This is a genomic window from Streptomyces sp. RG80, from assembly GCF_040446465.1.
Lineage (GTDB): Bacteria > Actinomycetota > Actinomycetes > Streptomycetales > Streptomycetaceae > Streptomyces.
The window spans coordinates 438,802-464,744 of sequence record NZ_JBEAAJ010000005.1 but is presented as its reverse complement, the minus strand read 5'-3'; the positions used below and the strand labels follow the sequence as shown (position 1 = coordinate 464,744).

19 protein-coding genes and 1 pseudogene are annotated in these 25,943 nt (G+C 71.2%); 14 read left to right on the top strand and 6 right to left on the bottom strand.

Features of this window, described 5'->3' with window-relative positions:
• Positions 1 to 138 precede the first annotated feature (138 nt).
• Both ABKA17_RS19840 and ABKA17_RS19835 read left to right on the top strand, forming a co-directional pair.
• The gene (locus tag ABKA17_RS19840; protein ID WP_353693428.1) at positions 139 to 993 is read left to right on the top strand and encodes an alpha/beta fold hydrolase; all 855 of its coding nucleotides are present in this window, start codon (positions 139 to 141) and stop codon (positions 991 to 993) included.
• Positions 994 to 1,031: 38 nt separating this feature from the next.
• Positions 1,032 to 1,747: pseudogene (locus ABKA17_RS19835) on the top strand (alpha/beta fold hydrolase).
• On the opposite strand, the gene ABKA17_RS19830 reads toward ABKA17_RS19835, so the two are convergent.
• Both ABKA17_RS19830 and ABKA17_RS19825 read right to left on the bottom strand, forming a co-directional pair.
• Positions 1,725 to 3,536: an alkaline phosphatase family protein gene (locus ABKA17_RS19830; RefSeq protein ID WP_353693427.1), complete on the bottom strand. Its 1,812-nt coding sequence runs from the start codon at positions 3,534 to 3,536 to the stop codon at positions 1,725 to 1,727. The pseudogene ABKA17_RS19835 and the gene ABKA17_RS19830 overlap by 23 nt on opposite strands.
• Positions 3,537 to 3,652: 116 nt before the next feature.
• Entirely contained in the window at positions 3,653 to 5,263 is a 1,611-nt protein-coding gene (locus ABKA17_RS19825; RefSeq protein ID WP_353693426.1) for an acyl-CoA synthetase, read from the bottom strand.
• 165 nt (positions 5,264 to 5,428) lie between these two features.
• Here ABKA17_RS19825 and ABKA17_RS19820 point away from each other — a divergent pair, with 165 nt between their 5' ends.
• The 8 genes from ABKA17_RS19820 (at position 5,429) to ABKA17_RS19785 (ending at position 14,471) form a co-directional block, all read left to right on the top strand.
• Positions 5,429 to 6,229 carry a crotonase/enoyl-CoA hydratase family protein gene (locus tag ABKA17_RS19820; RefSeq protein ID WP_353693425.1) on the top strand — a complete coding sequence of 267 codons (801 nt, stop codon included), beginning with the start codon at positions 5,429 to 5,431 and terminating at the stop codon, positions 6,227 to 6,229.
• Positions 6,230 to 6,242: 13 nt separating this feature from the next.
• Complete coding sequence (locus ABKA17_RS19815; protein ID WP_353693424.1) at positions 6,243 to 7,184, top strand: Zn-ribbon domain-containing OB-fold protein; 942 nt, start codon at positions 6,243 to 6,245, stop codon at positions 7,182 to 7,184.
• A complete protein-coding gene (locus tag ABKA17_RS19810; RefSeq protein WP_353693423.1) occupies positions 7,181 to 8,230 on the top strand; it encodes a thiolase family protein in 1,050 nt (349 codons plus the stop codon). The genes ABKA17_RS19815 and ABKA17_RS19810 overlap by 4 nt, the downstream gene beginning before the upstream one ends.
• Positions 8,227 to 9,393 (top strand): thiolase family protein, encoded by a 1,167-nt coding sequence (locus ABKA17_RS19805; RefSeq protein WP_353693422.1) that lies wholly within the window; start codon positions 8,227 to 8,229, stop codon positions 9,391 to 9,393. Before ABKA17_RS19810 ends, ABKA17_RS19805 begins: the two co-directional genes overlap by 4 nt.
• 106 nt (positions 9,394 to 9,499) lie before the next feature.
• Positions 9,500 to 9,742, top strand: coding sequence for a DUF397 domain-containing protein (locus ABKA17_RS19800; protein WP_353693421.1), 243 nt, complete (start codon positions 9,500 to 9,502; stop codon positions 9,740 to 9,742).
• Positions 9,743 to 9,902: 160 nt separating this feature from the next.
• On the top strand, positions 9,903 to 10,805 hold the full coding sequence (locus ABKA17_RS19795; protein ID WP_353693420.1) for a universal stress protein: 903 nt from the start codon (positions 9,903 to 9,905) through the stop codon (positions 10,803 to 10,805).
• A gap of 183 nt (positions 10,806 to 10,988) precedes the next feature.
• Positions 10,989 to 13,871 (top strand): ATP-binding protein, encoded by a 2,883-nt coding sequence (locus tag ABKA17_RS19790; RefSeq protein WP_353693419.1) that lies wholly within the window; start codon positions 10,989 to 10,991, stop codon positions 13,869 to 13,871.
• A 102-nt stretch (positions 13,872 to 13,973) separates the two neighbouring features.
• Positions 13,974 to 14,471: a glycosyltransferase family protein gene (locus ABKA17_RS19785; RefSeq protein WP_353693418.1), complete on the top strand. Its 498-nt coding sequence runs from the start codon at positions 13,974 to 13,976 to the stop codon at positions 14,469 to 14,471.
• A 57-nt stretch (positions 14,472 to 14,528) separates the two neighbouring features.
• On the opposite strand, the gene ABKA17_RS19780 is transcribed toward ABKA17_RS19785, so the two are convergent.
• Positions 14,529 to 16,481, bottom strand: coding sequence for an N-acetylmuramoyl-L-alanine amidase (locus ABKA17_RS19780; protein WP_353693417.1), 1,953 nt, complete (start codon positions 16,479 to 16,481; stop codon positions 14,529 to 14,531).
• A 259-nt stretch (positions 16,482 to 16,740) separates the two neighbouring features.
• The gene (locus ABKA17_RS19775; protein ID WP_353693416.1) at positions 16,741 to 17,880 is read right to left on the bottom strand and encodes an aminoglycoside phosphotransferase family protein; all 1,140 of its coding nucleotides are present in this window, start codon (positions 17,878 to 17,880) and stop codon (positions 16,741 to 16,743) included.
• Between the two features lie 255 nt (positions 17,881 to 18,135).
• Between ABKA17_RS19775 and ABKA17_RS19770 the strand changes: the two genes are divergently transcribed.
• A complete protein-coding gene (locus ABKA17_RS19770; RefSeq protein ID WP_353693415.1) occupies positions 18,136 to 19,626 on the top strand; it encodes a DNA-binding protein NsdB in 1,491 nt (496 codons plus the stop codon).
• A 75-nt stretch (positions 19,627 to 19,701) separates the two neighbouring features.
• Here ABKA17_RS19770 and ABKA17_RS19765 read toward each other — a convergent pair whose 3' ends face one another.
• A complete protein-coding gene (locus ABKA17_RS19765) occupies positions 19,702 to 21,129 on the bottom strand; it encodes a PP2C family protein-serine/threonine phosphatase (RefSeq protein ID WP_353693414.1) in 1,428 nt (475 codons plus the stop codon).
• A gap of 450 nt (positions 21,130 to 21,579) precedes the next feature.
• Between ABKA17_RS19765 and ABKA17_RS19760 the strand changes: the two genes are divergently transcribed.
• Positions 21,580 to 21,993, top strand: coding sequence for an SsgA family sporulation/cell division regulator (locus tag ABKA17_RS19760; protein ID WP_353693413.1), 414 nt, complete (start codon positions 21,580 to 21,582; stop codon positions 21,991 to 21,993).
• A 31-nt stretch (positions 21,994 to 22,024) separates the two neighbouring features.
• Here ABKA17_RS19760 and ABKA17_RS19755 read toward each other — a convergent pair whose 3' ends face one another.
• On the bottom strand, positions 22,025 to 23,122 hold the full coding sequence (locus ABKA17_RS19755) for a baeRF3 domain-containing protein (RefSeq protein WP_353693412.1): 1,098 nt from the start codon (positions 23,120 to 23,122) through the stop codon (positions 22,025 to 22,027).
• A gap of 113 nt (positions 23,123 to 23,235) precedes the next feature.
• On the opposite strand from ABKA17_RS19755, the gene ABKA17_RS19750 reads away from it, so the two are divergent.
• Together ABKA17_RS19750 and ABKA17_RS19745 are read left to right on the top strand one after the other, a co-directional pair.
• Positions 23,236 to 24,654, top strand: a complete 1,419-nt coding sequence (locus tag ABKA17_RS19750) for a basic amino acid/polyamine antiporter (protein ID WP_353693411.1) — start codon at positions 23,236 to 23,238, stop codon at positions 24,652 to 24,654.
• 31 nt (positions 24,655 to 24,685) lie between these two features.
• Positions 24,686 to 25,942 carry an arginine deiminase gene (locus ABKA17_RS19745; protein WP_353693410.1) on the top strand — a complete coding sequence of 419 codons (1,257 nt, stop codon included), beginning with the start codon at positions 24,686 to 24,688 and terminating at the stop codon, positions 25,940 to 25,942.
• Position 25,943 lies beyond the last annotated feature (1 nt).

Genomic DNA, 25,943 nt, shown 5'->3' with positions numbered 1-25,943 from the left:
GTGTTCGAGATCAGTAATTCAGCCCGCCGGACCTCAATCAAGGGGTCGGCCCGGACTTTCTCCCCGCGTCCCCTCCGACGCGGGCGACTGATCGAACTCCGTTGCGGCCACGACCCGACAGCCCCCAGGATCGGCGCCATGCCGACCTTCACCGCACCCGACGGAACCGAGCTGACCTACCACCTCCGGGGCGAGGGCGAACCCCTCGTCGTCCTCCCCGGCGGACCCATGCGCGCCTCGGCCTACCTCGGGGATCTCGGCGGCCTGAGCGCGCACCGCCGGCTCGCCCTGCTCGATCTGCGCGGCACCGGGGACTCCGCCGCACCGGCCGACCCGGGGTCGTACCGCTGCGACCGGCTCGTGGACGACGTGGAGGCGTTGCGGGTCCATCTGGGCCTGGAGCGGATGGACCTGCTCGCGCATTCGGCCGGCGGCAGCCTCGCCATGCTGTACGCCGCCCGGTACCCGCGGCGGGTGCGGCGGCTGGTGCTGGTCACGGCCACACCGTGGGCGCTGGGCATGCCTGTGACGGACGCGGACCGGCTGGCCGCGGCCCCGCTGCGCAAGGACGAGCCCTGGTTCGAGAAGGCCTTTCCGGCGTTCGAGTCCTGGCTCGACGGGACCGGCGACTACGACCCCGTCTTCGCGCCCTTCTTCTACGGCCGCTGGGACGAGGCCGCCGCACAGCACGACGCTCGCGGGGAGGAGGAGTGCAACGACGAGGCGGCCGAGGTGTACGGGTCGGCCGGCGCCTACGACCCGGACACGACCAGGGAGGCGCTCGGGCGGCTGACGTGTCCGGTGCTCGTTCTCGCCGGCGAGGTCGACAACGCACCCCGGCCCGCGCTGGCCCGCCGTGCCGCGGACGTGTTCCCCCACGCCGAGCTCACGGTCCAGCCCGGAGCCGGGCACTATCCGTGGCTCGACGATCCCGAGTGGTTCGTACGACGGATCGCCGCGTTCCTCGGGGAGCCTCTGCCGTCGGCAGAGTAGGGGCCTGCCCCACGCGCCGACCGGTTACGTTGCCCGGCATGGACACCGTCAAGGCCAACGGCATCACCCTCGCGTACCGCACCTGGGGGCCCGAGGGCGCGCCGCCGGTCCTCCTGCTGCACTGCCGCGGCGCCGACGGCGCGGACTGGACGCCGATCGCCGAGCGCCTCGGCACGGGACCGCGTCCCCGTCGGGTGTACGCCCCCGACCTGCGCGGTCACGGACGCAGTGACTGGCCCGGACGGTACGGGCTGGAGGACATGCGCGACGACGTCCGGGACTTCCTGGCCGCCCTCGGCATCGCCCGCACCGACGTGGTCGCGCACTCCCTCGGCGGCCTGGTCGCCTGCCTCCTCGCCCAGCGGGCACCCGATCTCGTACGACGTCTCGTGCTGGAGGACGTCCCCGCGCCCCTCCCGCTCGACCCGCCTCGGCCGCCCGCCCAACGCCCCGAGGTGACCTGCCGTTCGACTGGGCGATGATCCGGGCGACGGACGGGCAGCGCAACGCCCCCGATCCTGTGTGGTGGGACCACATGGGGCGGATCACCATGCCGACCCTGGTGATCGGGGGCGGGGTCACCAGCCCGATCCCTCAGGAGGAGGTCGCCGCGGTCGCCGGGCGTGTTCCCGGGGCCCGGCTGGTGACCGTCGACGCCGGGCATCTCGTGCACGAGACGCGGCCGGAGGAGTTCCTGGAGGTCGTGGAGCCGTTCCTCACCCGGGGGGACGTCACTTCGCGTACGCCGTCATGAACCGGTCCCGGAACTTGTCCATGTTCCACACCGGCGCGTTTCCGGCGGGCTTGAGCCCCTCCGTCCAGCCCCAGTCGGAGATCCGGTCCAGCACCTTGGGGTCGCGGGCCACGATGGTGATGGGCACGTCCTTGTTGGTGTCGCCCCCGGTGACGGTCGGGACGGGCTGGTGGTCGCCGAGGAAGACGAGGACCGTGTTGTCGTCGCCGTAGCGCTCGACCCACTCGGTGAGGCTGTCCAGTGAGTACTGGACAGCCTTGCGGTACTCGGTGCGGACGCGCTTGGAGCTCTTCCAGACCTCCTTCGGGTCCGTGCCCTCCTTCTTGATCTGCTCGAAGACCGAGCCGTCGCCGAGCTGGTCCCAGTCGATCATGTGGGCGATGGGAGACCAGGGGTTGTGGCTGGAGGCCAGGATGATCTCCGCCATGATCGGGTCGCGGTTCTCCTTGCCGTGCTCCAGGCGCTCGAAGGCCTCCAGGCTGAACTGGTCGGGGACCGGCGTCCAGCTGAAGTAGGGGCCGTTGTAGCCGAGGTGCTCGGAGTCGTAGATGTGGTCGAGGCCGAAGTACTTGCCCTCCGGCCAGGACTTGCGCACCCCCGGCACGATGCCGACCGTCCGCCAGTCGCCGGTCTTCTGGAAGTAGCCGGTGAGGGTCGCGCGGTCGCCGGTCGTCAGGCTCCGGTACCGCTGCTGGTTCTTGACCCACAGACCGGACAGGAACGTCGAGTGGGCCAGCCAGCTGCCCGCACCCGTCACCGGCGAGCGGAGCCAGCCGCTGCGCGAGGAGAACCCGGCCGCCTTGAGCCGGCTGTCACCCGCCTGGAGCGTCGCGTCGATCTCCGGGGCCATCGCCGGGTCGTCGATCGCCACGCGGCCGTAGCTCTCGATGAAGGTGAACAGGACGTCCTTGCCGCGCAGCCCGGTCAGCAGCTGGTCGGGCGGGGTCTTGGCGAAGGCGTCGACGGCCGCGAGCTTCTCGAACTCCTTGGCGTCGAAGAGGCCGTCGCGCACCTGCTGGACACGGTTGGCGACGAACTGGGTGTTGCCCTTGGTGGCGAAGGGGACACCGCCGAACTGCACGCCCAGGGTGAAGCAGAGGATCCACACGGTGCCGAGGACGAGTGTGCCGCGCAGCGCCACCGGACGGTGCCGGACCAGGACGTTCGTCAGCCGCACCACGGCGAGTGTGCAGGCGGTGAGCACGGCGACGGCCAGGGCGATCGCCCCCACCACCGCGAGGATCTGTCCCGTGCGGCCGAACGACTCCCTGACGAAGTCCGTCGCGTCGTCCAGCAGGATCCAGTCGAAGACCAGGTCGAAGGGGCGGGCCAGGGTCTGGCGGAAGCCCATGTCGAGGAACTTGACGATGGTGAACAGGCCGATGAGCACACCCGAGACGACGGCCGTGACACGCCGTGACCTCCTCGGCAGCGCGAGGAGGAGACCCGCGAGGAGGATCGCCTCCACGGGCAGCCGGAGGAACGCCTGGACGTTCATCCGGTCCAGGCGGTTGGGCATGAGCAGCGCGCCGAACACCAGGAGGGCGGCGAGGACGGTCGTGCCGATGGTCACGCCGCGTGCCGTACGGGGCCAGCGGGTCCGCCAGCCGAACCAGCCGGACTTCGCCGTGACCTCCTCGACCGCGTCCTCGACGGTGTTTTCGGTCGTCTCCCCGGTCGTCTCCCCGGCCGCCTCGTCGTCCGCCTCTCTGGCCGCGTCCTTGTTCGTGTCCACCCCGCCCTCGGCGACATCCGACTGCTGACGAGAGCGAGGTGTGAAGAGCGACACCCGGCGGTCCTTCCGTGCGGTCTTGCGATGGCATGGCTAACAGAGCCCTGTGACCGAGCCTGCCACCACCAGTACGTCCGCACGTCACCTTAGGTTCAATCCCACGGGCGCGGAATTCAGCCGTCCGCTCGCACCGCCACCTCCCGCGCCCAGCGGTAGTCCGCCTTCCCGCTCGGGGAGCGCCGTATGGCTCCCTCGATCACCAGCTGCCGCGGGATCTTGTAGCCCGCCAGCTGGGTGCGGCAGTGCGTCTGGATGTCGTCGAGGGACGGCCGCGCCGCCCCCTCTCGCAGTTGTACGACGGCTGCCACATGATGACCCCACTTGGAGTCCGGCACACCGGCGACCAGGGCGTCGTACACGTCCGGATGGGACTTCAGCGCCTGCTCGACTTCCTCCGGGTACACCTTCTCGCCCCCGGTGTTGATGCACTGCGAGCCCCGGCCGAGGACGGTGACGACACCCTCCTCGTCGACGGTGGCCATGTCGCCGAGCAGCACCCAACGCTCGCCGTCCTTCTCGAAGAAGGTCTCGGCCGTCTTCCGCGGGTCGTTGTAGTAGCCGAGCGGCACATGGCCGCACTGCGCGACCCGGCCCACCTCGCCCACCGCGACCGGCTCGTGCGTGGCCGGATCGACCACCTGGGTACGGGTGTTGACCCGGACGCGGAAGCCGCGCTCGGGGCCGGAGTCGTCCGTGGCGGTGCCGTTGAAGCCGGACTCGGTGGAGCCGAAGTTGTTCAGCAGCATCACGTTCGGGACGAGCGCCTGGAACTGCCGGCGCACGGTGTCCGACATGATCGCCCCGGACGAGGACACGTTGAACATCGACGAGGTGTCCGTGCCCTTCATGGGCCCTTCGAGGGCGTCGATCAGCGGTCGCAGCATCGCGTCGCCGACCAGCGACATGCTGGTGACCTTCTCCTTCTCGATGGTCCGCAGCACTTCCTCGGGCGCGAACTTGCGGTGGATCACGATCCGTTGGCCGAAGTTGAAGCCGATGAACGCGGTGAGCGTGGAGGTGCCGTGCATCAGCGGGGCGGTCGGGAAGAACGTGATCCCCTCGCCGCCGGCGGCGACCCGCTCGGCGAGTTCCTCGGGCTTGTTCACCGGCTCGCCGGTCGGCGCGCCACCGCCCATGCCCGCGAAGAACAGGTCCTCCTGACGCCACATCACACCCTTCGGCATGCCCGTGGTGCCGCCCGTGTAGATGATGAACTGGTCGTCGCCCGAGCGCCGCGGGAACCCGCGCTCGGGGGAACCGGCCGCCTCGACCTCCGCGAAGGCCACGGCGTCCACGCCGGACCCGCCCTCACCCACCCGCACCACGTACCGCAGCTTCTCCGTCAGCGGCAGCGCGGCCGAAACCAGGTGCTCGAACTCCGCGTCGAAGAAGAGCCCCACCAGGTCGGCGTCCCGGTACAGGTACACCAACTCGTCCTCCACGTACCGGTAGTTGACGTTCACCGGTACGGCCCGGGCCTTCAGACAGCCGATCGCGATCTGGAGGTACTCGATGCCGTTGTACAGATGCAGCCCGACATGGTCGCCCGGGCGGATTCCGCTGTCGATCAGATGGTGGGCCACGCGGTTGGCGGCCGCGTCCAGTTGCGCGTACGTCAGACGGTGCTCCACGCCCGTGCCGGGGTGGTCCACGTACACGAGCGCCTCACGGCCCGGGACCACGTCGACGACCGACTCGAACAGGTCGGCAAGGTTGTACTCCACCGCTCCTCCTGACCTCACTCCGCACCGGTTGCCGGTCATCAGAGCAAAGGGCGACCCAACTGTGAAGGCTCCGCGCGAAGAAATCTGACTGTCTGTCAGAAAACTCTTGAAGAGCCCGGTCGGCTCCTGCAACCTGTTCTCGTTCTTTCAGAGGGGAGATGGGCGATGGGTGGGACGGAACACCTCACCGTGCAGCGCGAAGGCGCCACACTGGTGCTCACGCTCAACAGGCCGGAGGTCAAGAACGCGCTCTCGCTGGCAATGCTCGTCGGCCTGTACGACGGCTGGGTCGAGGCCGACGCCGACGACTCGGTCCGCTCGATCGTGTTCACCGGCGCGGGCGGCTCGTTCTGCGCGGGCATGGACCTCAAGGCCCTGGCCGGCCAGGGCATGGAAGGGGAGCAGTACCGGGACCGGCTCAAGGCCGACCCCGACCTGCACTGGAAGGCGATGCTGCGCCACCATCGCCCCCGCAAACCGGTGATCGCCGCCGTCGAGGGCCACTGCGTGGCGGGCGGCACCGAGATGCTCCAGGGCACCGACATCCGGGTGGCGGGCGAGTCGGCGACCTTCGGCCTGTTCGAGGTCAGGCGGGGGCTGTTCCCGATCGGCGGCTCGACGGTCCGCCTCCAGCGCCAGATCCCGCGCACCCACGCCCTGGAGATGCTCCTCACCGGTCGCCCGTACACAGCCCGCGAGGCAGCCGACATCGGCCTGGTCGGCCACGTCGTACCGGACGGCACGGCACTGGCGAAGGCCCTGGAGATCGCCGAACAGATCAACGCCTGCGGCCCGTTGGCCGTCGAGGCCGTCAAGGCATCGGTGTACGAGACCGCCGAGCTGACCGAGACCGACGGCCTCGCCGCCGAACTCAAGCGCGGCTGGCCGATCTTCGACACCGCCGACGCCAAGGAGGGCGCCCGCGCCTTCGCGGAGAAGCGACCGCCCGTCTACAAACGAGCCTGACGAGGGAGTCACCGTGCCCGAAGTCCTCAAAGCGCCGCTCGTCGTCGAGTTCCCCTTCACCCGCTCCCTCGGCCCGGTCCAGAGCGCCTTCCTCACCGGCCTGCGCGAGCGGTTCGTCCTCGGGGTACGGACCCGGGACGGCCGTACCCTCGTCCCGCCGGTCGAGTACGACCCCGTCACCGCCGAGGAGATCCAGGATCTCGTCCATGTCGGCGTCACCGGCACCGTCACCACCTGGGCCTGGAACCCCGCTCCACGCCGTGGTCAGCCGCTCGACACGCCCTTCGCCTGGGTCCTGGTGCAGCTCGACGGTGCCGACACCGCCCTCCTGCACGCCCTCGACGCCCCCGGCCCCGACGTCGTATGCACCGGCATGCGCGTCCGCATCCGCTGGGCCGAGGAACGGTCCGGCGCCATCACCGACATCGCCTGCTTCGAGCCGTACGACGGCGAGGAGTCCGTGGTCACCGTCCAAGCCGGCGAGGTCGAGAACCCGGTCGCCGGCATAGTCGCCCAGGCACGCCTCGACTACACCTACTCGCCCGGCCGCGCCCAGACCGCGTACATCAACGCCCTGGCCGAACACCGCAACGTCGGCGAACGCTGCCCCTCCTGCCGCAAGGTGTACGTCCCGCCGCGCGGCGCCTGCCCCACCTGCGGTGTCGCCACGTCGGAACAGGTGGAGGTGGGCCCCGGCGGCACGGTCACCACCTTCTGCATCGTCAACATCAAGGCGAAGAACCTCGACATCGAAGTCCCGTACGTCTACGCCCACATCGCCCTCGACGGCGCGGGGCTCGCCCTGCACGGCCGGATCGGCGGCATCCCGTACGACCAGGTGCGGATGGGGCTCCGGGTCGAGCCGGTGTGGACCGAGGGCGGCCGCTATCCCGACCACTACCGGCCCACCGGCGAACCCGACGCGGACTACGACACCTACAGGGAGCTGCTGTGACCCGGGACATCGCGGTCGTCGCCTTCGCCCAGTCCGACACCCTGCGCACCACCGAGGACATGTCCGAGGTGGAGATGCTGATGCCGGTCCTGCACGACGTCCTGGCGCAGACCGGCCTGAAGACCGCCGACATCGGCTTCACCTGCTCCGGCTCCAGCGACTACCTCGCGGGCCGTGCCTTCTCCTTCACCCTCGCCCTGGACGGGGTCGGCGCCTGGCCGCCGATCTCCGAGTCGCACGTCGAGATGGACGGCGCGTGGGCGCTGTACGAGGCCTGGACCAAGCTGCTCACCGGTGACGCGGACACCGCGCTCGTGTACTCCTACGGCAAGTCCTCGCCGGGCTCCCTGCGGGACGTGTTGACCCGGCAGTTGGACCCGTACTACGTGGCGCCGCTGTGGCCCGACTCCGTGGCCCTCGCCGCCCTCCAGGCGCAGGCGCTCATCGACGCGGGCGAGACCGACGAGCCCGCCCTCGCCTCCGTCGCCGCCCGCAGCCGCACGGACGCCGCCGACAACACCCGTGCCCAACTGCGGGGTCCGGTCCCCCAAGGGGAGTACGTCGTACGGCCGTTGCGCACCGGCGACTGCCCGCCCATCGGCGACGGCGCCGCCGCGGTGATCCTCGCGGCGGGGGAGCGGGCCCGCGAACTGTGCGCGCGGCCCGCCTGGATCCGCGGTATCGACCACCGCATCGAACCGCACAGCCTCGGCGTCCGCGACCTCACCGACTCGCCCTCCGCGCGGCTGGCCGCCGAACGGGCCGGTGCCTTCGAGCGGCCCGTCGACACCGCGGAGTTGCACGCGCCGTTCAGCTCGCAGGAGGTCGTGCTGCGCAAGGCGCTGGGGCTCGGCGACGAGGTACGGGTCAACCCCTCCGGCGGGGCGCTGGCCGCCAACCCGATGATGGCCGCCGGGCTGATCCGCATCGGAGAGGCCGCCGCCCGGATCCATCGCGGCGACTCCGACCGGGCCCTCGCCCACGCCACCTCCGGTCCCTGTCTCCAACAGAACCTGGTCGCCGTACTGGAAGGGGATCCGCGATGAGCAAGGAACCCGTGGCCGTCGTGGGTGTCGGCCAGACCAAGCATGTCGCGGCCCGCCGGGACGTGTCGATCGCGGGGCTGGTGCGGGAGGCGGCCCGACGCGCCCTGGACGACGCCGAGTTGGAGTGGGCGGACGTCGACGCCGTCGTCATCGGCAAGGCGCCCGACTTCTTCGAGGGCGTCATGATGCCCGAGCTGTATCTCGCGGACGCGCTCGGCGCCGTGGGCAAGCCGATGCTGCGGGTGCACACGGCGGGCAGCGTCGGCGGCTCCACGGCCCTGGTAGCCGCGGGGTTGGTCGCGGCCCGGGTCCACGGCACCGTCCTCACCCTGGCCTTCGAGAAGCAGTCCGAGTCCAACGCCATGTGGGGCCTGTCCCTGCCCATCCCCTTCCAGCAGCCCCTGCTGGCCGGGGCGGGCGGCTTCTTCGCGCCGCACGTACGCGCGTACATGCGGCGCAGCGGCGCCCCGGACACGGTCGGCTCACTGGTGGCGTACAAGGACCGGCGCAACGCGCTGAAGAACCCCTACGCGCATCTCCACGAGCACGACATCACCCTGGAGAAGGTCCAGGCCTCGCCCATGCTCTGGGACCCGATCCGCTACTCCGAGACCTGTCCGTCCTCCGACGGCGCCTGCGCGATGGTGCTGACCGACCGGGCCGGGGCGGCCCGCGCGCCACGACCGCCCGCCTGGATGCTCGGCGGTGCCATGCGCAGCGAACCCACCCTCTTCGCCGGCAAGGACGCCGTCTCGCCGCAGGCCGGCAAGGACTGCGCGGCCGACGTGTACCGGCAGGCCGGCATCGCCGACCCGCGCCGGGACATCGACGCCGTGGAGATGTACGTGCCGTTCTCCTGGTACGAGCCCATGTGGCTGGAGAACCTCGGCTTCGCCGCCGAGGGCGAGGGCTGGAAGCTCACCGAGTCCGGGGTGACGGAACTCGACGGCGATCTGCCCGTCAACATGTCGGGCGGGGTGCTCTCCACCAACCCCATCGGCGCCTCCGGCATGATCCGCTTCGCCGAGGCGGCCCTCCAGGTGCGCGGCCAGGCCGGAGAACACCAGGTGGACGGGGCCCGCAAGGTGCTCGGGCACGCCTACGGCGGCGGATCCCAGTTCTTCTCGATGTGGCTCGTGGGGGCCGAACCCCCTGATGCGTGAAATGCCCTCCCGAAGGTCACCGAAAGGTCCCCCTCACGTGGCCTGTCGGCGGTCGAAGTCGATCGCTAGGCTGGCCGCGGACGACGCAATCGGGAGGAGCACGGACGTGGCCGAGACCACCATCCAGCAGCAGCCGCTCATGGGCTGGGACAAGCCCGAGCTGGACCTCAGCGGTGCCGACTGGCACTCCAGCAGCCGTGGCCTGGGGGATGTCCAGATCGCCTTTGTCGAGGGTTTCATCGCGATGCGCAACAGCGGCAGCCCGGAGAGCCCTTCCCTGATCTTCACACCCGCCGAGTGGGGCGCGTTCGTGTCGGGGGCGCGGGAAGGGGAGTTCGACCTCACGTGACGTGCTGTCCCGTGTGACAGGGCCCGCACGCGTGATGGCGGGCCGAACCGGGGGTGTTCCACCCGTTTTTCCGGACACGCGACCTTGAGCAGCCTCCCGGGGCCGTCGCCTGGGCGACGCTGGCACCGGGGGGAGGTCGTACTCCGGAGGTGAGGAACCCATGAGCACTCTGCCGGTCATCGCGGCGGTCGACGGTTCGGACGACAGCCTGCGTGCCCTGGACTGGGCCCTGGACGCCGCGCGCGCCCGCCGGGCACCGCTGCGGGTGGTCCATGTGCGGCAGTACGCCGCGTGGGCCCAGCCCGACGTGCTGGTCGCCGGGCCGCCCGAGCCGGACGAGGACGCGGTGCTGGAACAGGTACGCGCCCGGTTGGCGGAGGTCGCCGACCGGCCGGTGCTGGAGTACCTCGCCCTCGAAGGCGCGCCGGCCGCCGTGCTGCCCGAACTGGGCTCCACCGCACAGCTGTTGGTGCTCGGCTCCCGGGGGCGCGGCGGTTTTGCCAGCCTGCTCCTCGGCTCCAACGGCATGGCCGCCGCGCGCGACGCGGAGTGCCCGGTGGTCGTGGTGCCCCGACCGGGCCGTGCGGTCGAGGCGACGGTGCCCGCCGAACCCGGACCGCGGGTCGTCGTCGGACTCCAGGCCGACAGCCCCGACGAGACCACGCTCGCCTTCGCCTTCGCCGAGGCCGCACTGCGCGGTGCCCGCCTCCAGGTCGTCACCGCCTACCAGTGGCCGCTCCAGACCTGGGCGATGCCCGGCGAACTCGTCCCGGTGATGGTCGACCAGGACGCCGTCGAGGGCGAGACCCGCACCCTCGCCGAGGGCTTCCTCGCCCCGCACCGCAAGCACCACCCGGACGTGCGCGTCGATCTGTACGTGGCACCCGGCGACGCGGCCGGCCACCTCGTCGGCGCCTCCCAGGACGCCGAACTGGTCGTCGTCGGCCGCCACCGACGCCGCCTCCTGGCACCGGCCCGCATGATGGGCTCGGTGACCCAGGCGGTGCTGCTCCACGCGGTGAGTCCGGTGGCGGTGGTGCCGCCGGAGTCGGTGGAGGCCTGAGGGGGCGCCACGGGCACGGGCGGCTCAGCATCACGTCGGGCACAAAAGACCTGCCGACAGCGTCGGTCAGTAGTGGTCGAACCGGGTCGCGCGACCCCCGTCAGGCGTACGCTGAGGTGCCTGTAGGTCGCGGTGCGTGCCCGCTCCCCGCGCGGGTGCATCGCCGCGGCAGGGGGTGCAACCATGGGTCGGCGCAGCACCAGGAGCAACCGGACGCTCTTCGAGCGTGAGAGTGAACTCGCCGCCGTCGACGAGGCGTTGGGCGAGCTCACCGGGCTGCGTGCGGACGGCGCCGAGCCGGTCGGCCGGCCCCGCGGCGCGCTGCTCGCCTTCGCCGGGCGGGCCGGGATCGGCAAGACGACGCTGCTGGCCGAGGTCCGTCGGCGGGCCGCCGCCCGAGGCTGCACCGTACTGTCGGCCCGGGGCGGCGACCAGGAGCAGCGGGTGGCCTTCCACGTCGCCCGACAGCTGCTGCAACCCCAGTTCGCCGGTGCGGCGGAGGCCGATGTCCGGGCACAGCTGGGCAGTTGGTACGACATCGTCGGACCGGCCCTCGGGCTGTGCGCCCCCACCGACGGCGCCCCGCCCGACCAGCAGGGACTGCGCGACGGCCTCGACTGGGTGCTCACCCATCTCGCCGTCCAGCGCGCCCCGATGGTCCTCGCCCTCGACGACGCGCACTGGGCGGACCCGGAGTCGCTGGGCTGGCTGGCCGCGTTCGCGCCGCGCGCCGAGGAACTCCCGCTGCTGCTCGTCGTCGCCTACCGGCCCGACGAACTCCCCGACCACGCCGAGTCGTTCAGGGGCCTTCCCGGACGGGCCGGCGGACGGCCGATCGACCTCGAACCGCTCAGCGCGGTCGCCGTCGCCGGTCTCGTACGCGAGGCACTCGGCAGATACGCCGACGACGCGTTCTGCCGCGAGTGCTGGGCCGTCACCGCGGGCAACCCCTTCGAGACCGTCGAGCTCACGGCCAAGGTCCGCGACCGCGGCCTGACCCCCACCGAGGCCGGGGCGCATCTGCTGCGCGACCTCGCCGCCGCCGTGAAGGGCAGCGGACTGGTCGCCCGCCTCGAACGCCTCGGCACCTCCACCGTCCGCTTCGCCTGGGCCTGCGCCGTGCTCGGCACCGAGATCCACCCCCTGCTCGCGGCCGCCGTCGCCGGACTCGGTCACGAGGAGGCCGCCGACGCCGCCGACGCCCTGCGCGGCGCCCGGATCCTCACCGGCGCCGAGACCCTGGAATTCGTCCACCCGCTCATCGCCACCGCCGTCTACCGGGCCATCCCCTCCGGTGTCCGCGTCGCCCTGCACGGCCAGGCCGCCTGGTGCGTCATCAACGACGGCCAGGGCCCCGCCGCGGCCGCCCGCCACCTGCTGGAGACCCACCCCGACGGCGACAACTGGGTCGTACAGCAACTGCGCGCCGCCGCCGGCGAGACACTGCGCTCCGGCGCCCCCGACGCCGCCCGCAGCTACCTCGCCCGCGCCCTGCGCGAACCCCCGCCCTTCGAGGACCGGGCCGCCGTCCTGTACGAACTGGGCAGCGCGTCCCTGCTCACCGAACCGGCGACCACGGTCAACCACCTGCGAGCCGCCCTCGAAGAGCCCATCGCGGACCGGCAGTTGCGCCACCACATCGTCTACCGCCTCTCCCAGGTCCTCGCCCACAGCGACCGCCTCGCCGAGGCCTCCGAGACCCTCGCGCGCGAGATCCGCGTGACCGAGGACGCCCGCGTCAAGCTGCGCATGGTCGCCGAGCAGTTCATGTGGGACGCCTTCCGCGCCGACGAACCCGACCACCCCTCCCGCTCCCGCCGCCTCACCCAGCTCGCCGACCGCCTCAAGGGCCGCGACCTCACCGAGCGGTACATCATCGGCCTGCGCGCCTGGGACGCGACCCTGCGCGGCGAACCCGCCAAGGTCGCCCTCCACCACGCCGAACGTGCCCTCGCCGGCGGCCTCGGCTGGGCCGAGCCCGACCGCGGCTTCGAGGTACCCGTGCTGGTGGCGCTGGCCTTCATGTACGCCGACCGCCCCGGCCGTACCGAAGAACTGTTCGCCGCCGGGATCGCCGACTTCGAGCGGCAGGGCTGGCGCGGCGCCCACCTCTCCTTCGGCTACACCCTGCTCGCCTACGTCCGCTTCCGCCGCGGCAGGCTGGCCGAGGCCGAGGACTTCGTGCGGGCCGGGCTCAGACTGGCCGAGCGCGTCGGGCCGGGCACCCCCGCCCACTGGTACGCCGTCGGCATCCTCATCGAGGTCCTGCTCGCCCGCGGCCGCGTCACGGAGGCCGCGCGGATCGCCGAGGACTACTCCTTCACCGAACCCTTCCCGGCCGCCGTGGTCTTCCCCGACGCCCAGACCGTGTACGGCGAACTGCTCCTGGCCCGCGGCCTCACCAAGGAAGCGGCCCACCAGCTCGGGGCAGCGGGCCGCCGCCTCGACCCGCGCGGCATCCGCAGCCCCGCCTGGTGCCCCTGGCAGCTGCACCTCGCCCGCGCCGAGAGCCACGACACCCCGGAACGCGCCGTCGCCACCGCCCTCGAAGCGGTGACCCGCGCCCGCCAGTTCGGCACGCCGTCCACCATCGGGGCAGCACTGCGTACGGCGGCCGAGGTGTCCTCGGGGTCGGTGCGCGTGAAGTACCTGGAGGAGTCGGTCGCCCACCTGGAATGCTCGCCGGCCGCGTACGAGCTGGCGTGCGCACTCGTTGCCCTGGGCACGGAACTGCGCCGGGCGGGTCGGGCGGCGGAGGCGGCCGAGCACCTCTACCGAGGGCTCGACGCGGCGGTGCACTGCGGCGCCGACGGCCTGGTGGAGGCCGCCCGCGACGAGCTGGCCGCGGCGGGACTGCGCCCCCGTCGCCTGCACACGACGGACACGGACACCCTGACGACCCGCGAACGCACAGCGGCCACCATGACGGCCGAGGGCCGGACGAAGACGGAGATCGCCAAGACGCTGCACGTCGACGAGCCGGCCGTCACCCGCCTGCTCTCGGCGGTCTACCGCAAGGTGGGCACGGACCCCACCGGACTTGCGGCGGCTTTGAACCCCATGTGAGGACCGACCCACCGGCTCACCACGCCCCCTGCCCGGACGGCGACCCCAGCGCCCCAGGACCGCGCGCGCCCATCGCCGAACGGCAACCCGTACCATGGGCCCATGTCGTTCCTCCGCCGCCGCAGCGCAACTCCCGCCGGCCCCGACTTCGACGTCCTGGCCATGGACCCGGGCGACTGGCCCGGCAACCTCGGCGCCGGCCTGCTGCCCGCCCCCGACGGCACCTGCCAGGGCGTTTTCCTGCGCTACGACCTCTTCGGCGGCCGCGGCCCCGCGATGGTCATCGGCAACCTCCCGGAAGGCTCCCCGGCCCGTGAGCTGGCCGAGGGCGAGGTTCCCTTCGAGGTGGCCCAGCTGCTGATCGCGCTGGAGAACGACGAGGAGGTGACCGTCGTCGGCGCCGAGGACGTACCGGTGATGCAGGGCGACAACCTCCTGATCGTGCGGCGCCTGAAGCTCTCCGAGAGCCGGATCTCCTGCGTCCAGTTCGACCGCAGCGACAACGTCCTGGTGACCATCGCCGCGTGGGACCGTCCGATCACCGACGACCTCTACGCCCTTCTCAAGCCGCTGCCGGCAGAGCTGTTCCAGCAGGGCTGACCCAGCCGGCACGACCGCTGGGCCCGACGAGTGGCGCCGCCACCCGCCGGGCCTTCGCTACCGGGACACCTGCACGTCGACGTCGGCCGCCCGCACGAACGCCACCCGGTGACCGAACTGGATCTCGTAGTAGAGATCCTTGCCGACCACGACCCGGTGCGAGTCCGTGGTGAACGTGACCGCGTAGTAGTACTCACCCGGAACCTTCTCGCCGACCACGTACTTCTGGCCCTTGAGCAGCTTGTACGGCAGCGGCGACACCGCCTGCGCGGGCACTCCCGCCGGGTACGCGGAGGCCTCGGGGTAGGCGCGCCCGTAGACCGGGACGCTCTCCACGTCGGCCTTGGGCGTGACCACCCGGCCCTTGGCGCGGACCGCGGTCGGGTCCTTCACCGGGTTCTTGAACCAGGCCTTCTGGCCCAGGTACCAGATCGCCGTCCAGTCGCCGTCGCGCGCGGCGACCGCGTACTGCTGGCCGGTGGAGACCCGTGAGGAGATGTCGTTCACCCCGGTGCCCGGCACCGTGCCCAGACCGATGTCCTTGATCAGGGGATAGCTCTCACCGGGTCCGGAGTACAGCCGCACCTCGCTGGAGCCGTGCGCCGCGCACGGCACACCCTTGGTCACACAGCCGGTGTACTCCGGCTGGTTCGTCGCGTAGTCCGGCCGGATCGTCACCAGCCCGGCCTGCTTGCCGCCGGTGGCCTTGAAGGGGCTGCCGAGCAGTTCGAAGTAGTGCCGCCAGTCCCAGTACGGGCCGGGGTCGGTGTGCATGCCGCCGACGGTCGACGTGGTCGGGCCGGGCACGTTGTCGTGCCCGAGGATGTGCTGCCGGTCCAGCGGGATGTCGTACTTCTTGGCGAGGTACTTCACCAGCCGCGCCGAGGACCGGTACATCGCCTCCGTGTACCAGGCGTCCGGGTTCGCGAGGAAGCCCTCGTGCTCCAGGCCGATCGACTTGGCGTTCACGTACCAGTTGCCCGCGTGCCAGGCCACGTCCTTGGCCTTCACATGCTGGGCGATATGACCGTCGGTGGAACGCAGCGTGTACTGCCACGACACATACGTGGGGTCCTGCACCAGGTTCAGGACGCCCTCCCAGGCGCCCTCGGTGTCATGGACGACGATGTACCTGATGCTCTGGGACTTCGGACGATTGCCCAGGTCGTGGTTGCCGTAGTCGTTGTCGCCGAACTGCTCGTACGGCGCCGGGATCCACTCGCAGGACACCGACTTCGGGCACTCCGTCTTCTTGGCGTCGAGGGTCCGCAGGCCCGTCCCGCGCAGCTGCCCGGTGTCGGGGGACAGGTCCGGCTGGGCGGCCAGGGCCATCAGCTGGCCGGCGTCGGTGGTGCGCTCCTCGCCGGTCCGGATCACCTCGTACACGTCGTTCGCGTACGCCGTCGCCGTAGCCGTGTCGTCCGCGCCCGAGAACCGGGCCACCGCCGCGTACCAGTCCGCCGGGTCGTCGCTGAGCGGCTCGCCGAGGTCGCGCTGGGCGTCGGCCAGCAGCGCGGCGCCGCCGGCGACGTTGGCCGCGGGGTCGGTGCGCAGCTCCGCCGCGCTCAGACCGGTCAGTTCCGCCGCCTTCGGCAAGGTCGTCAGACGGGCGGGGAAGGAGGTCGGCGCCGGCACCTCGGTCTCGGGCAGCACGGCCGGCCGGGCGCTGTCACCGCGCGCGTCCTCCGTGCCCTCGCTGTGGTGCGGGGCATCGGCCAGCGCGGTCCGGGCGTCGGTCAGGTGCATCGGGCCGTAGCCGCCGGTCACACTCGGCGCCCCGGCGTGGGAGTCCCATCGGGACTGGAGATAGGAGACGCCGAGGAGGACGCTCTGCGGCACCTCGTACCGGGCGGCGGCCGAGGCGAACGCCAGCTGGAGGCCGTTCGCGGAAGCGGACGCCGGCGCGCCCGCGGACGGTGCCGCCCCGAGCAGGGGGAGCAGCAGGGCCGCCGTGGCGAGGACGGTGCAGGTGCGTCTGTGGCCGGGGGCTCTGGTGGCAGTGACTCGCAAGGCAGCCTCCTGGGACGGTCGGGCGCGATGAGCCGTGCGGGGCCGGGCGTGCGTCAGTGGTACCGGCTTGCCGACGATCCGTCAATCATGCCCAGGGAAGGAGGAATTCCCTTGTCAAGCAGGGGTGCCGGGAGTTTCGCGCCGACGCCTCGCAGGCCTGCGAGGCGTCAGTGGCTTACACCAATGGGCCGTTTGCGAGGGGACATACGAAGGTCCGCGGTGCGCCACTCTCCCGGGCGCACCGCGGACCGTCGTCCCCTCAGCGAGTGCCGACCGCCGCGCGTACGGCCCGGCGGGCCAGCTGGCAGTCGTCGTGCAGCCGCCTCAGTAGCAGCCGCTGCTCCTCGCCGGACGGCGCAGCACCCGGGTGGGCCACTCCCGGTGCCGCCGGGGTCGTGTCGTGCATCGAACGCTGCACGGCCGTCTCATAGGTACGGATCTCACGCGTCAGTACGAGCATCAGGTTCACCAGGAAGGCGTCGCGCGAGGCCGGGCCCGCCGACTGCGCGATCTGGCTGATCTGGCGACGGGCCACCGGCGCGTCCCCGAGCACCGACCACAGCGTCGCCAGGTCGTACCCCGGCAGATACCAGCCCGCGTGCTCCCAGTCCACCAGCACTGGACCGGCCGGTGAGAGAAGGATGTTCGAGAGCAGGGCGTCGCCGTGGCAGAACTGGCCCATGCCGTGCCGGCCCGCGGTCGCCGCGATGCCGTGCAGCAGCTTCTGCAGGTCGCCCATGTCGCGGTCGGTGAGCAGCCCCAGCTCGTGGTAGCGGGAGATACGGGCCGCGTAGTCCACCGGGGCGTCGAAGGTGCCCGCCGGCGGCCGCCAGGCGTTGAGCCGGCAGATCGCGCCGAGCGCCGCCCGGATGTCCGCCCGCGGCGGTGCCTCCGCCGGATGCCGGTGGAGTGCCGCCACCCGCCCGGGCATCCGCTCGATCACCAGAGTGCAGTTGTCCGGATCCGCCGCGATCAGCCGGGGCACCCGCACGGGCGGGCGATGCCGGACGAACGAGCGGTATGCCGCTATCTCGTGCCGGATCCGCTCGGCCCACGCGGGGGAGTGGTCCAGTAAACACTTCGCGACGGCCGTGCTGCGCCCGGTCGTCCCCACCAGGAGGACGGAGCGTCCGCTGCGGCGCAGCACCTGGACCGGAGCGAACTCCGGGCAGATCCGGTGCACCGACGCGATCGCCGTACGCAGCTGCGCGCCCTGAGGGCCGGACAAGTCGAGTCTCCCGCTGAGCGGTTGGGTGCCGAGCCCCGGCACGCGCCGCGTCCTGCCGGCACCGAGCACGGGGGCCGCCGGGCGAGCGGGGTCGAGGTAGGGGCCGCTGCCCGCCGGGCGGGGGTGCAGCGACCGGGGCGGGGCGGACACGGAGGACGATGCTGCGTACATGGGCGAAACAGATCCCTTCGTGTGCCAGCAGTGCATGTCTGCGCAAGTGCGCTACCCGGCCCGGTCGCCCACGGGGGGCACCCTGGGGAATGCACCCGTCATATGGCAGCGACCGGGTCGGGGTGGCGCGTTCCTACCTGACACCTATCGCCCAGTGGCACACCATCTGGCGCACCCTGGCGAACCCTGGCGAATAGTCGCCCGGCAACTCTCACCGGGCTACTGTCAACTCAGCCGAGAACCTGGGGGCTTGACGTGAGCGGACAACCCAACACCCGACTTTCGGACCTGTTCGGCCTGGCCGGCTGGTCCAAGGGTGAACTCGCGAGGCTGGTCAATCGGCAGGCGGCGGCCATGGGCCACCCCCAGCTTTCGACCGACACCTCGAGGGTCCGGCGCTGGATCGACATGGGAGAAGTCCCGCGCGACCCGGTGCCCCGTGTGTTGGCTGCCCTGTTCACCGAGCGTCTCGGCCGTGTCGTGACCATCGAGGACCTCGGTCTGGTCCGGCACGGGCGCGCGGGGAAACGGCAGGGCGGCGGGAGTGCGGAACATCCCGACGGTGTGCCGTGGGCGCCCGAGCGGACGGCTGCGGTCCTCACCGAATTCACGGGAATGGACCTCATGCTCAACCGACGCGGCTTGGTGGGCGCGGGTGCCGCGCTCGCCGCGGGAACCGCCCTCAGCAGCGCCATGCACGACTGGCTCCACACCGATCCGGCCCTGACGGCCGACGCTCCCCGTTTCGACGATCCACTGCACGCCGACCCCGCTGGGTTCGACCGCTACGAGGCCGCCCCCATCGGATCGCAGGAGATCGAGGAACTGGAGCGTTCCGTCGAGGTGTTCCGGGCGTGGGACGCGGCTCGCGGAGGCGGGCTTCAGCGCAAGGCAGTCGTAGGCCAACTCAACGAGGTGGGCGGCATGCTCGCCTACCGACACCCCGAACATCTCCAGCGGCGCCTGTGGGGCGTTGCCGCCAACCTCGCCGTCCTCGCGGGCTGGATGTCGCACGACGTCGGCCTGGAGCCCACGGCCCAGAAGTACTTCGTCATCGCCGCCCACGCGGCCCGTGAGGGCGGCGACCGGCCCCGCGCCGGGGAGGCGCTCTCCAGAGCGGCTCGCCAGATGGTGCACCTGGGCCGGCCCGACGACGCACTCGACCTGATGAAGCTCGCCCAGTCCGGTTCAGGGGACGAGGTGCTGCCGCGCACCATGGCGATGCTCTACACCGTCGAGGCCTGGGCACAGGCCTCCATGGGCAAGGGGCAGGCGATGCGCCGCACCCTGGGCCGGGCGGAGGATCTCTTCGTCTCCGACCGGAGCGATGTGCCACCGCCGAGCTGGATGCAGATGTTCAAGGAAGAGGATCTGTACGGCATGCAGGCCCTGGCCTACCGCACGCTGGCCGAGCACGAGCCGTCGGCGGCCGCGCACGCCCAGCACTACGCGGAGAAGGCCCTGGCCCTGCGGGTCGACGGACGACAGCGGTCGAAGATCTTCGACTTCCTGTCCATGGCCTCCGCCTGCTTCATCGCGGACGATCCGGAACAGGGTGGCACCTACGCCCGGCTGGCCCTGGTGTCGATGGGATCCAACTCCTCGCACCGCACCTGGGACCGGCTGCGCCAGATGTACCGGCTCACCGCGGAGTACTCCAGCTACCCGAAGATCCACGAGCTGAGGGAGGAGATCAAGCTGGCCCTGCCGAGGCCGGTGAAGGGCGGGAACAGCGCACGGGCATAGGGGGTTTGTGCGCTGTTGACGTAATGCTTGGGTCGTCTGCTGTCGGGGTGTGGACCCCTGTCAGGGTGTGGACCCTCAGGTCGTCACCTTGGCGATGAGCACGCAGGCGTCGTTCTCACGCGCGGTCTCGCCGAACTCCTCCACGACCAGCCGTACGCAGTCCTGTGCGGAGCACGCCTCGTCGAAGCGCGGGGCCAGGTCGAGGAGACGGTCCAGGGCCTCTGCTTCGTCGTGCCCGGGCACCAGCCCGTCGGTGTGGAGCAGGAGCAGGTCGCCGGCTTCGAGGGTCTGTTCGGCCTGCTCGTAGGCGGCACCCGGGGTCGCGCCGAGCAGGACGCCGTCCGGTGCGTTCAGCCTGCGCCCCGTCCCGTCGCGGAACAGCAGCGGGGCGGGGTGTCCGGCCTGCGCCCAGGCCAGGGTGCGGGTCTCGGGCCGGTAGCGGCAGCAGACCGCGCTGCCGAGTGCGGGTTGCACGGTGGCGTCGAGTAACTGGTTCAGCCAGGACAGCAGTTGCCCCGGCTGAGTGCCCGCCATCGCCATACCGCGTACGGCACCCAGCAGCGTCGCCATGCCGGACGCCACGGCGACGCCGTGTCCGGTGAGGTCGCCGACGCTGAGCAGTGTGTCGCCGTCGGCGAGTTCGAGCGCGTCGAACCAGTAGCCGCCGATCAGGGCGCTGGCCGAGGACGGCAGACAGTGGGCCGCGAGATCCAGGGTCTCCGGGCTGCGCCGCGGGAGCCGCAGGGAGCCGTGCCACGGCGGCAGCACGGCCTCCTGCAACTCTACCGCGAGCCGGTGCTCGGTCTGCGCGCGGTGCTGGTGGTGCTGGAGCGAGTCACGGGTCTCGCTCACCACCCGTTGGCTGCGGCGCAGTTCGCTGACGTCGCGCAGTACGGCCCACATGGACGCGGTGCTGCCGTCGGCGTCGAGCACGGGCTCGCCCATCATGTGCACGGTGCGCACGGCACCGTCCGGGCGCACCACACGGAACTCCCCGTCGATGGGTTTGGCGTCGACGAGGCAGTCCGTGACCATCGACGTCAGCTTCGGCCGGTCCTCGTCGAGCACCAGGGACGGCAGCTCGTCGAGGGTGAGCGGAGCAGTGGCCGGGTCGCGGCCCAGGATCTGGAAGAGCTCTCCGGACCAACTCGCCTCGTCCGTCAGCAGGTTCCACTCCGCGCTGCCGACCCTGCTGAGGAGGGAGCCGTGCCGGGGAGCGGTCGGCGCGGCCGGGGTGGCGGGCGTCGGCCGGACCGCCGCCGGGCCGGGCGGGCCTTCCCGCAGCTGGGCCAAGTGCTCGTCGAGGTCGTTGAGTTGGTGGAGCGCCAGGTCGTACAGCGCGCGCTGCCAGCGTCCCTGCGGGTCCGATCCCTCGTCCTGGGCGTCCCGCCGTACGGCGTCCACGTCGCCCTTGAGCCGTCGCGTCTGCGATATGAGCGCGTCGACCGAGCCGCGACCTGGCGGCTGGGCGGCTGGGCGGTCCGCAGAGAGATGGGACGGCATGACGCGCTCCGATGCGGGGAGGGTACGACCAAGACTGGCGGAGGGACCGTTACGACTGTGGCACAGCCCGCGACGCCCTGTAAGGGATTCGGCAACACACGATACGGTGGTGCTTCTGGCATATGCCACAGTCTTCACGGAGGGGTTTCGCCGTGTGATTGGTGTACGTCACCCGGTGGGGCAAGTCGTAGTCAGAGTACGTGAGTTGACGGACTGTCCGGGCCTCCGGGTCGGCATTCATTTGTGTGTTCGACGGCCCCGTGTTCTACGGGCGAGACCTGCCGCGCGGTCCAGGGGGCCGGCGGTGTCGTCACCTCGCGGACCGCGCACTGAAGAGTGACGCACGTCACATCAATTGGTAAGGGCTTTCGCGTAATGCGAACGGCACTTGCGAGGTCGTACAGACATCGGCACTACGGCCGGCCTTCGACCCGCAGGGGAGATCGACGCATGGACATCGACCTCGAGCAGTCCGCCCAGGGGCGTCTGATCACCGCCGACGAGCAGGAGCTGCCCGTCCCCACGACGCTCCGCTACACCTCCGCGGACCCGCTCGCGGTGCATCTCGACTTCCCGTCCGACGTCTCCCTCGACGGCGAGCTGGTCACCTGGACCTTCGCCCGCTCGCTGCTGGAGGAGGGGCTGCGCGGCCCGGCGGGCGGCGGGGACGTGCACCTGTGGCCATGCGGGCGGGCCCGTACGGTCGTGGAACTCCACTCGCCGTACGGGCTGGCCCTGCTCCAGTTCGACACCTCGGCGCTGCGCGGCTTCCTGCTGCGGACCTACGCCGTGGTGGCGGCCGGGCAGGAGGACCTCGGCGCGGCGGTGGACCGCGGTCTGAGCTCGCTGTTCGGAAGTGTCTGAGCAGGCGGGGGTGTCTGAGGGGGCACCGCGGTCAGTACCGCAGGATCCCCGCGATCCCCCGGGCGTCGCCCAGCGCGCCGTCCGGCACGAAACGGACGTCGGCGCCGGTCTCCAGGCACTGCTCGACGATCTCGTCCACGATGTCCTCGCGGGCGTCGAGATCGCCGCTCGCGGCGGGGACCAGGTGGTCGCCGCCTTCGTCGCGGACGGTGACCCGGTAGTTCTCCTCGACGGCGAGCAGCCGGACTCGGCCCTCCCGGGCGCTCTGCCAGAGCTCGTCGACGCCGGCGGCGAAGGCCCTGCGGCCACGGGCCGTCTCCAGCTCGCGGGCCACGGCTGCGGTGTTCTTGCGGGTCTCGGCCTCGTGCAGGGGCCGCACCGCCTGCCACACCGCGTCCGGGGTGCCGTGCGCGAGTCCGCCGTGCGGCACGTGGACGGCGTGCCTGGTGGCGCCGCCGACCTCGTCCAGTGCGGACAGTGCCGCGGTCTCACCCGTGATGTAGAGCGGCCGCGGGTTCTCGCGCAGGAGCCTGCCCATCGCGGTGTCGGCCTCGCGCAGGAAATGGCGGGTGCCCTCGTCGCGGAAGGTGCTCGGCAGATCGCCGATCCGCTCCTGGCGTTCGGCGTCGAAGTTCTCCTGGCTCCTGGTCAGCGGGAAGCCGCCGGCCCGGTGCTCGGTGACCCGGTCCGTGCCGCCGTTCCACAGCGTGACGTGGTCCGCGGAGACCGAGAGCACCCAGAAGGGCCGCTCGGCCGCCTGTGCGGAGACGAGGTTGCGGGTGAGGAAGGTGTCCGAGAGCACCACCCGCTCGGGCACGGACCGGGCGAGCGACCACACCTGGTGCTCACCCGGAGCGGCGAAGATCACCAGGCCTTCCTCGGTATGGGCCAGGTCGACCTCGGCGAGGGCCTGGTCGAGTTGTCGGGCGACATCGGCGCGCCGCTCCCGGCTGACCGCGGGATCGGCCTCCAACTGCTTCTTGGCCTCGGCCACGACATTGCGCAGCCGGACCGGGTCCTGGGTGTTCTCGGGCTCCCGGCGATGTGTCGGCGTCAGTACGGACACGGCCGGATAGGGGCGCGGGCGCCGCAGCTCGGTGAGGGTCGTGGGACTGAGTGCGTGCTCCATATCAGCACGATAGGACCGTTTGCCGGATAGGGCATTAGGGGCAGCTAAGTCAGGCATTGCGGACAATTCGCTGCTAGCGTCACCTGGGTCGCCGAATGACTTCGAGGACGCCCATGAGCCAGGCCGACACACAGACCCAGGCACCACCCGCCGCGAAGCTCTCCCTGCCGACGCTCACCACCATGGTGGTCGGCTCGATGGTCGGCGCGGGTGTCTTCTCCCTGCCGCGCAGGTTCGCGCAGGAGACCGGCGTGGCCGGGGCCCTGATCGCGTGGGCCGTGGCCGGCACCGGCATGTTGATGCTGGCCTTCGTCTTCCAGACCCTCGCGGTGCGCCGACCCGACCTCGACGCGGGCGTGTACGCCTACGCCAAGGCCGGTTTCGGCGAATACCTCGGATTCTTCTCGGCGTTCGGCTACTGGGCGAGCGCCTGCGTCGGCAACGTGACGTACTGGGTGCTGATCATGTCGACGGTCGGCGCGATCGCGCCCGCGCTCGGCGACGGCGACACCGTGCTCGCGGTGGTGCTCTCCTCGGTGGGGCTGTGGCTGTTCTTCGCGCTCATCAGCCGGGGCGTGAAGGAGGCGGCGGCGATCAACCGGATCGTCACGGTCGCCAAGGTCGTACCCATCATCGTCTTCGTCATCCTGGCGCTCTTCTATCTCAAGCCGAGCGTGTTCGCCGACAACTTCGGCGGCGCCGACTACGCCGGTTCGCTGTTCAACCAGGTCAAGGGCACGATGCTGGCCACCGTCTTCGTGTTCCTCGGTGTCGAGGGCGCCAGCGTCTACTCCCGGCACGCCAAACGCCGTGCGGACGTCGGCCGGGCCACGATCCTCGGTTTCCTCAGCGTCTTCGCGGTCTTCGCGTCGGTGACGATCGTGTCGTACGGACTGATGCCGATGGCGGAGATCGCCGAACTGCGCCAGCCCTCCATGGCGGAGGTGCTGGAGCACGCCGTCGGCACCTGGGGCAAGGTCTTCGTGAGCGTCGGCCTGATCGTCTCGGTCCTCGGCGCCTATCTCGCCTGGACCCTGATGGCCGCCGAGGTGCTGTACGTGGCCGCCAAGGACGACGACATGCCGAGGTTCCTGAAGCGCGCCACGCCGGCCGACGTGCCCGTGCCCGCCCTCGTGATGTCCACGCTGCTCAGTCAGGTCTTCCTCGTCATCACCCTGTTCTCGGACGACGCGTTCAACTTCGCCCTCGACCTGACCAGTGCGCTGACGCTGATTCCCTTCCTGCTGGCGGCCGCCTTCGCGGTGAAGATCGGCTGGGGCGGGCCACAGGGTCAGTTGGTGATCGCCGCCCTCGCCACCATCTACACCGCGTTCCTCATCTACGCGGCCGGCCTGAAGTTCGTCCTCGTCTCCTTCATCATCTACGCCCCCGCCACCGTGTTGTTCGTGATGGCACGCAGGGAGCAGGGCAGGCGGCTGTTCTCGCCGCGCGAGTACGTCATCCTCGCCGTCTCGGTGGCCGGCGCGGTCCTCGGGATCGTCGCGCTGGCCCTGGGCTGGATCAGCCTCTGACCTCCCGGCCGTTCGGAAAGGTGCACCCACCGTGACCAGTCAAGACATCCGTCCCGCGTACGGCGTCCACTCAGAGGTCGGCAGACTGCGCAAGGTGCTGGTCTGCGCCCCCGGGCTCGCCCACCGCAGGCTCACCCCCACCAACTCCGACGACCTGCTCTTCGACGACGTGATGTGGGTGGAGAACGCCCAGCGCGACCACGCCGACTTCGTCAACAAACTGCGCGAACGCGACGTCGACGTCGTGGAGTTGCACGATCTGCTCGCCCAGACCATGGCGGTCCCCGGCGCCCGGGACTGGCTCCTGGACCGGAAGATCGTCGCCAATGAGGTCGGTCTCGGCCTCGTCGACCCGACGCGCGCCTTCCTCGAGTCCCTGGAACCGGAGCGCCTGGCCAAGTACCTCATCGGCGGCCTGGCGACGACCGACCTGCCCGAGGACTTCCGCTCGCCCTATCTCGAACTCGCCCGCGAGTCCACGGGCGTACGCGAGTACCTGATGCCGCCGCTGCCCAACACCCTGTACACCCGGGACACCACATGCTGGCTGTACGGCGGCCTCACGCTCAACCCGCTGTACTGGCCCGCCCGGCACGACGAGACCCTGCTGATGAAGGCGATCTACAGCTTCCACCCCGACTTCGCGGGCTCCACCGTCTGGTGGGGCGACCCCGAACTCGACTGGGGACAGGCGACGTTCGAGGGCGGCGACATCATGCCCGTCGGCAACGGCGTGGTCCTCATGGGCATGAGTGAGCGCACCTCGCGGCAGGCGATCACCCAGGTGGCCTCGGCGCTGTTCGGGAACGGCGCCGCCGAGCACGTGATCGTCGCCGGTATGCCGAAGCTGCGCTCCGCGATGCACCTCGACACGGTCTTCACCTTCGCCGACCGCGACCTGGTCACCCTCTACCCGACCATCATGGACGCCGTCCACACCTTCTCGCTGCGGCCCAGCGACAAGGCGCCCGGCGTGGAGCTCATCGACGAGGGCTCGACCCCGTTCGTGGACGTCGTCGCCAAGGCGCTGGGCCTGCCCGGTCTGCGGGTGGTGAAGACCGGCGGGGACATCTACGCCTCCGAGCGGCAGCAGTGGGACAGCGGCAACAACGCCGTCGCCCTTGAGCCCGGCGTGGTCTTCACCTACGACCGCAACACCCAGACCAACACGCTGCTGCGCAAGGCGGGCATCGAGGTGATCACCATCGTCGGCGCCGAACTGGGCCGCGGCCGCGGTGGCGGGCACTGCATGACATGCCCGATCGTGCGGGACCCCGTGGAGTTCTGAA

Bases quoted from the DNA above. Each gene is read 5' to 3' on its own strand.
- ABKA17_RS19805 (WP_353693422.1), top strand. From the start codon at position 8,227: ATGAGCAAGGAACCCGTGGCCGTCGTGGGTGTCGGCCAGACCAAGCAT.
- ABKA17_RS19795 (WP_353693420.1), top strand. From the start codon at position 9,903: ATGAGCACTCTGCCGGTCATCGCGGCGGTCGACGGTTCGGACGACAGC.
- ABKA17_RS19775 (WP_353693416.1), bottom strand. From the start codon at position 17,880: ATGTACGCAGCATCGTCCTCCGTGTCCGCCCCGCCCCGGTCGCTGCAC.
- ABKA17_RS19785 (WP_353693418.1), top strand. From the start codon at position 13,974: ATGTCGTTCCTCCGCCGCCGCAGCGCAACTCCCGCCGGCCCCGACTTC.
- ABKA17_RS19820 (WP_353693425.1), top strand. From the start codon at position 5,429: ATGGGTGGGACGGAACACCTCACCGTGCAGCGCGAAGGCGCCACACTG.
- ABKA17_RS19840 (WP_353693428.1), top strand. From the start codon at position 139: ATGCCGACCTTCACCGCACCCGACGGAACCGAGCTGACCTACCACCTC.
- ABKA17_RS19755 (WP_353693412.1), bottom strand. From the start codon at position 23,122: ATGGAGCACGCACTCAGTCCCACGACCCTCACCGAGCTGCGGCGCCCG.
- ABKA17_RS19760 (WP_353693413.1), top strand. From the start codon at position 21,580: ATGGACATCGACCTCGAGCAGTCCGCCCAGGGGCGTCTGATCACCGCC.
- ABKA17_RS19790 (WP_353693419.1), top strand. From the start codon at position 10,989: ATGGGTCGGCGCAGCACCAGGAGCAACCGGACGCTCTTCGAGCGTGAG.
- ABKA17_RS19765 (WP_353693414.1), bottom strand. From the start codon at position 21,129: ATGCCGTCCCATCTCTCTGCGGACCGCCCAGCCGCCCAGCCGCCAGGT.
- ABKA17_RS19750 (WP_353693411.1), top strand. From the start codon at position 23,236: ATGAGCCAGGCCGACACACAGACCCAGGCACCACCCGCCGCGAAGCTC.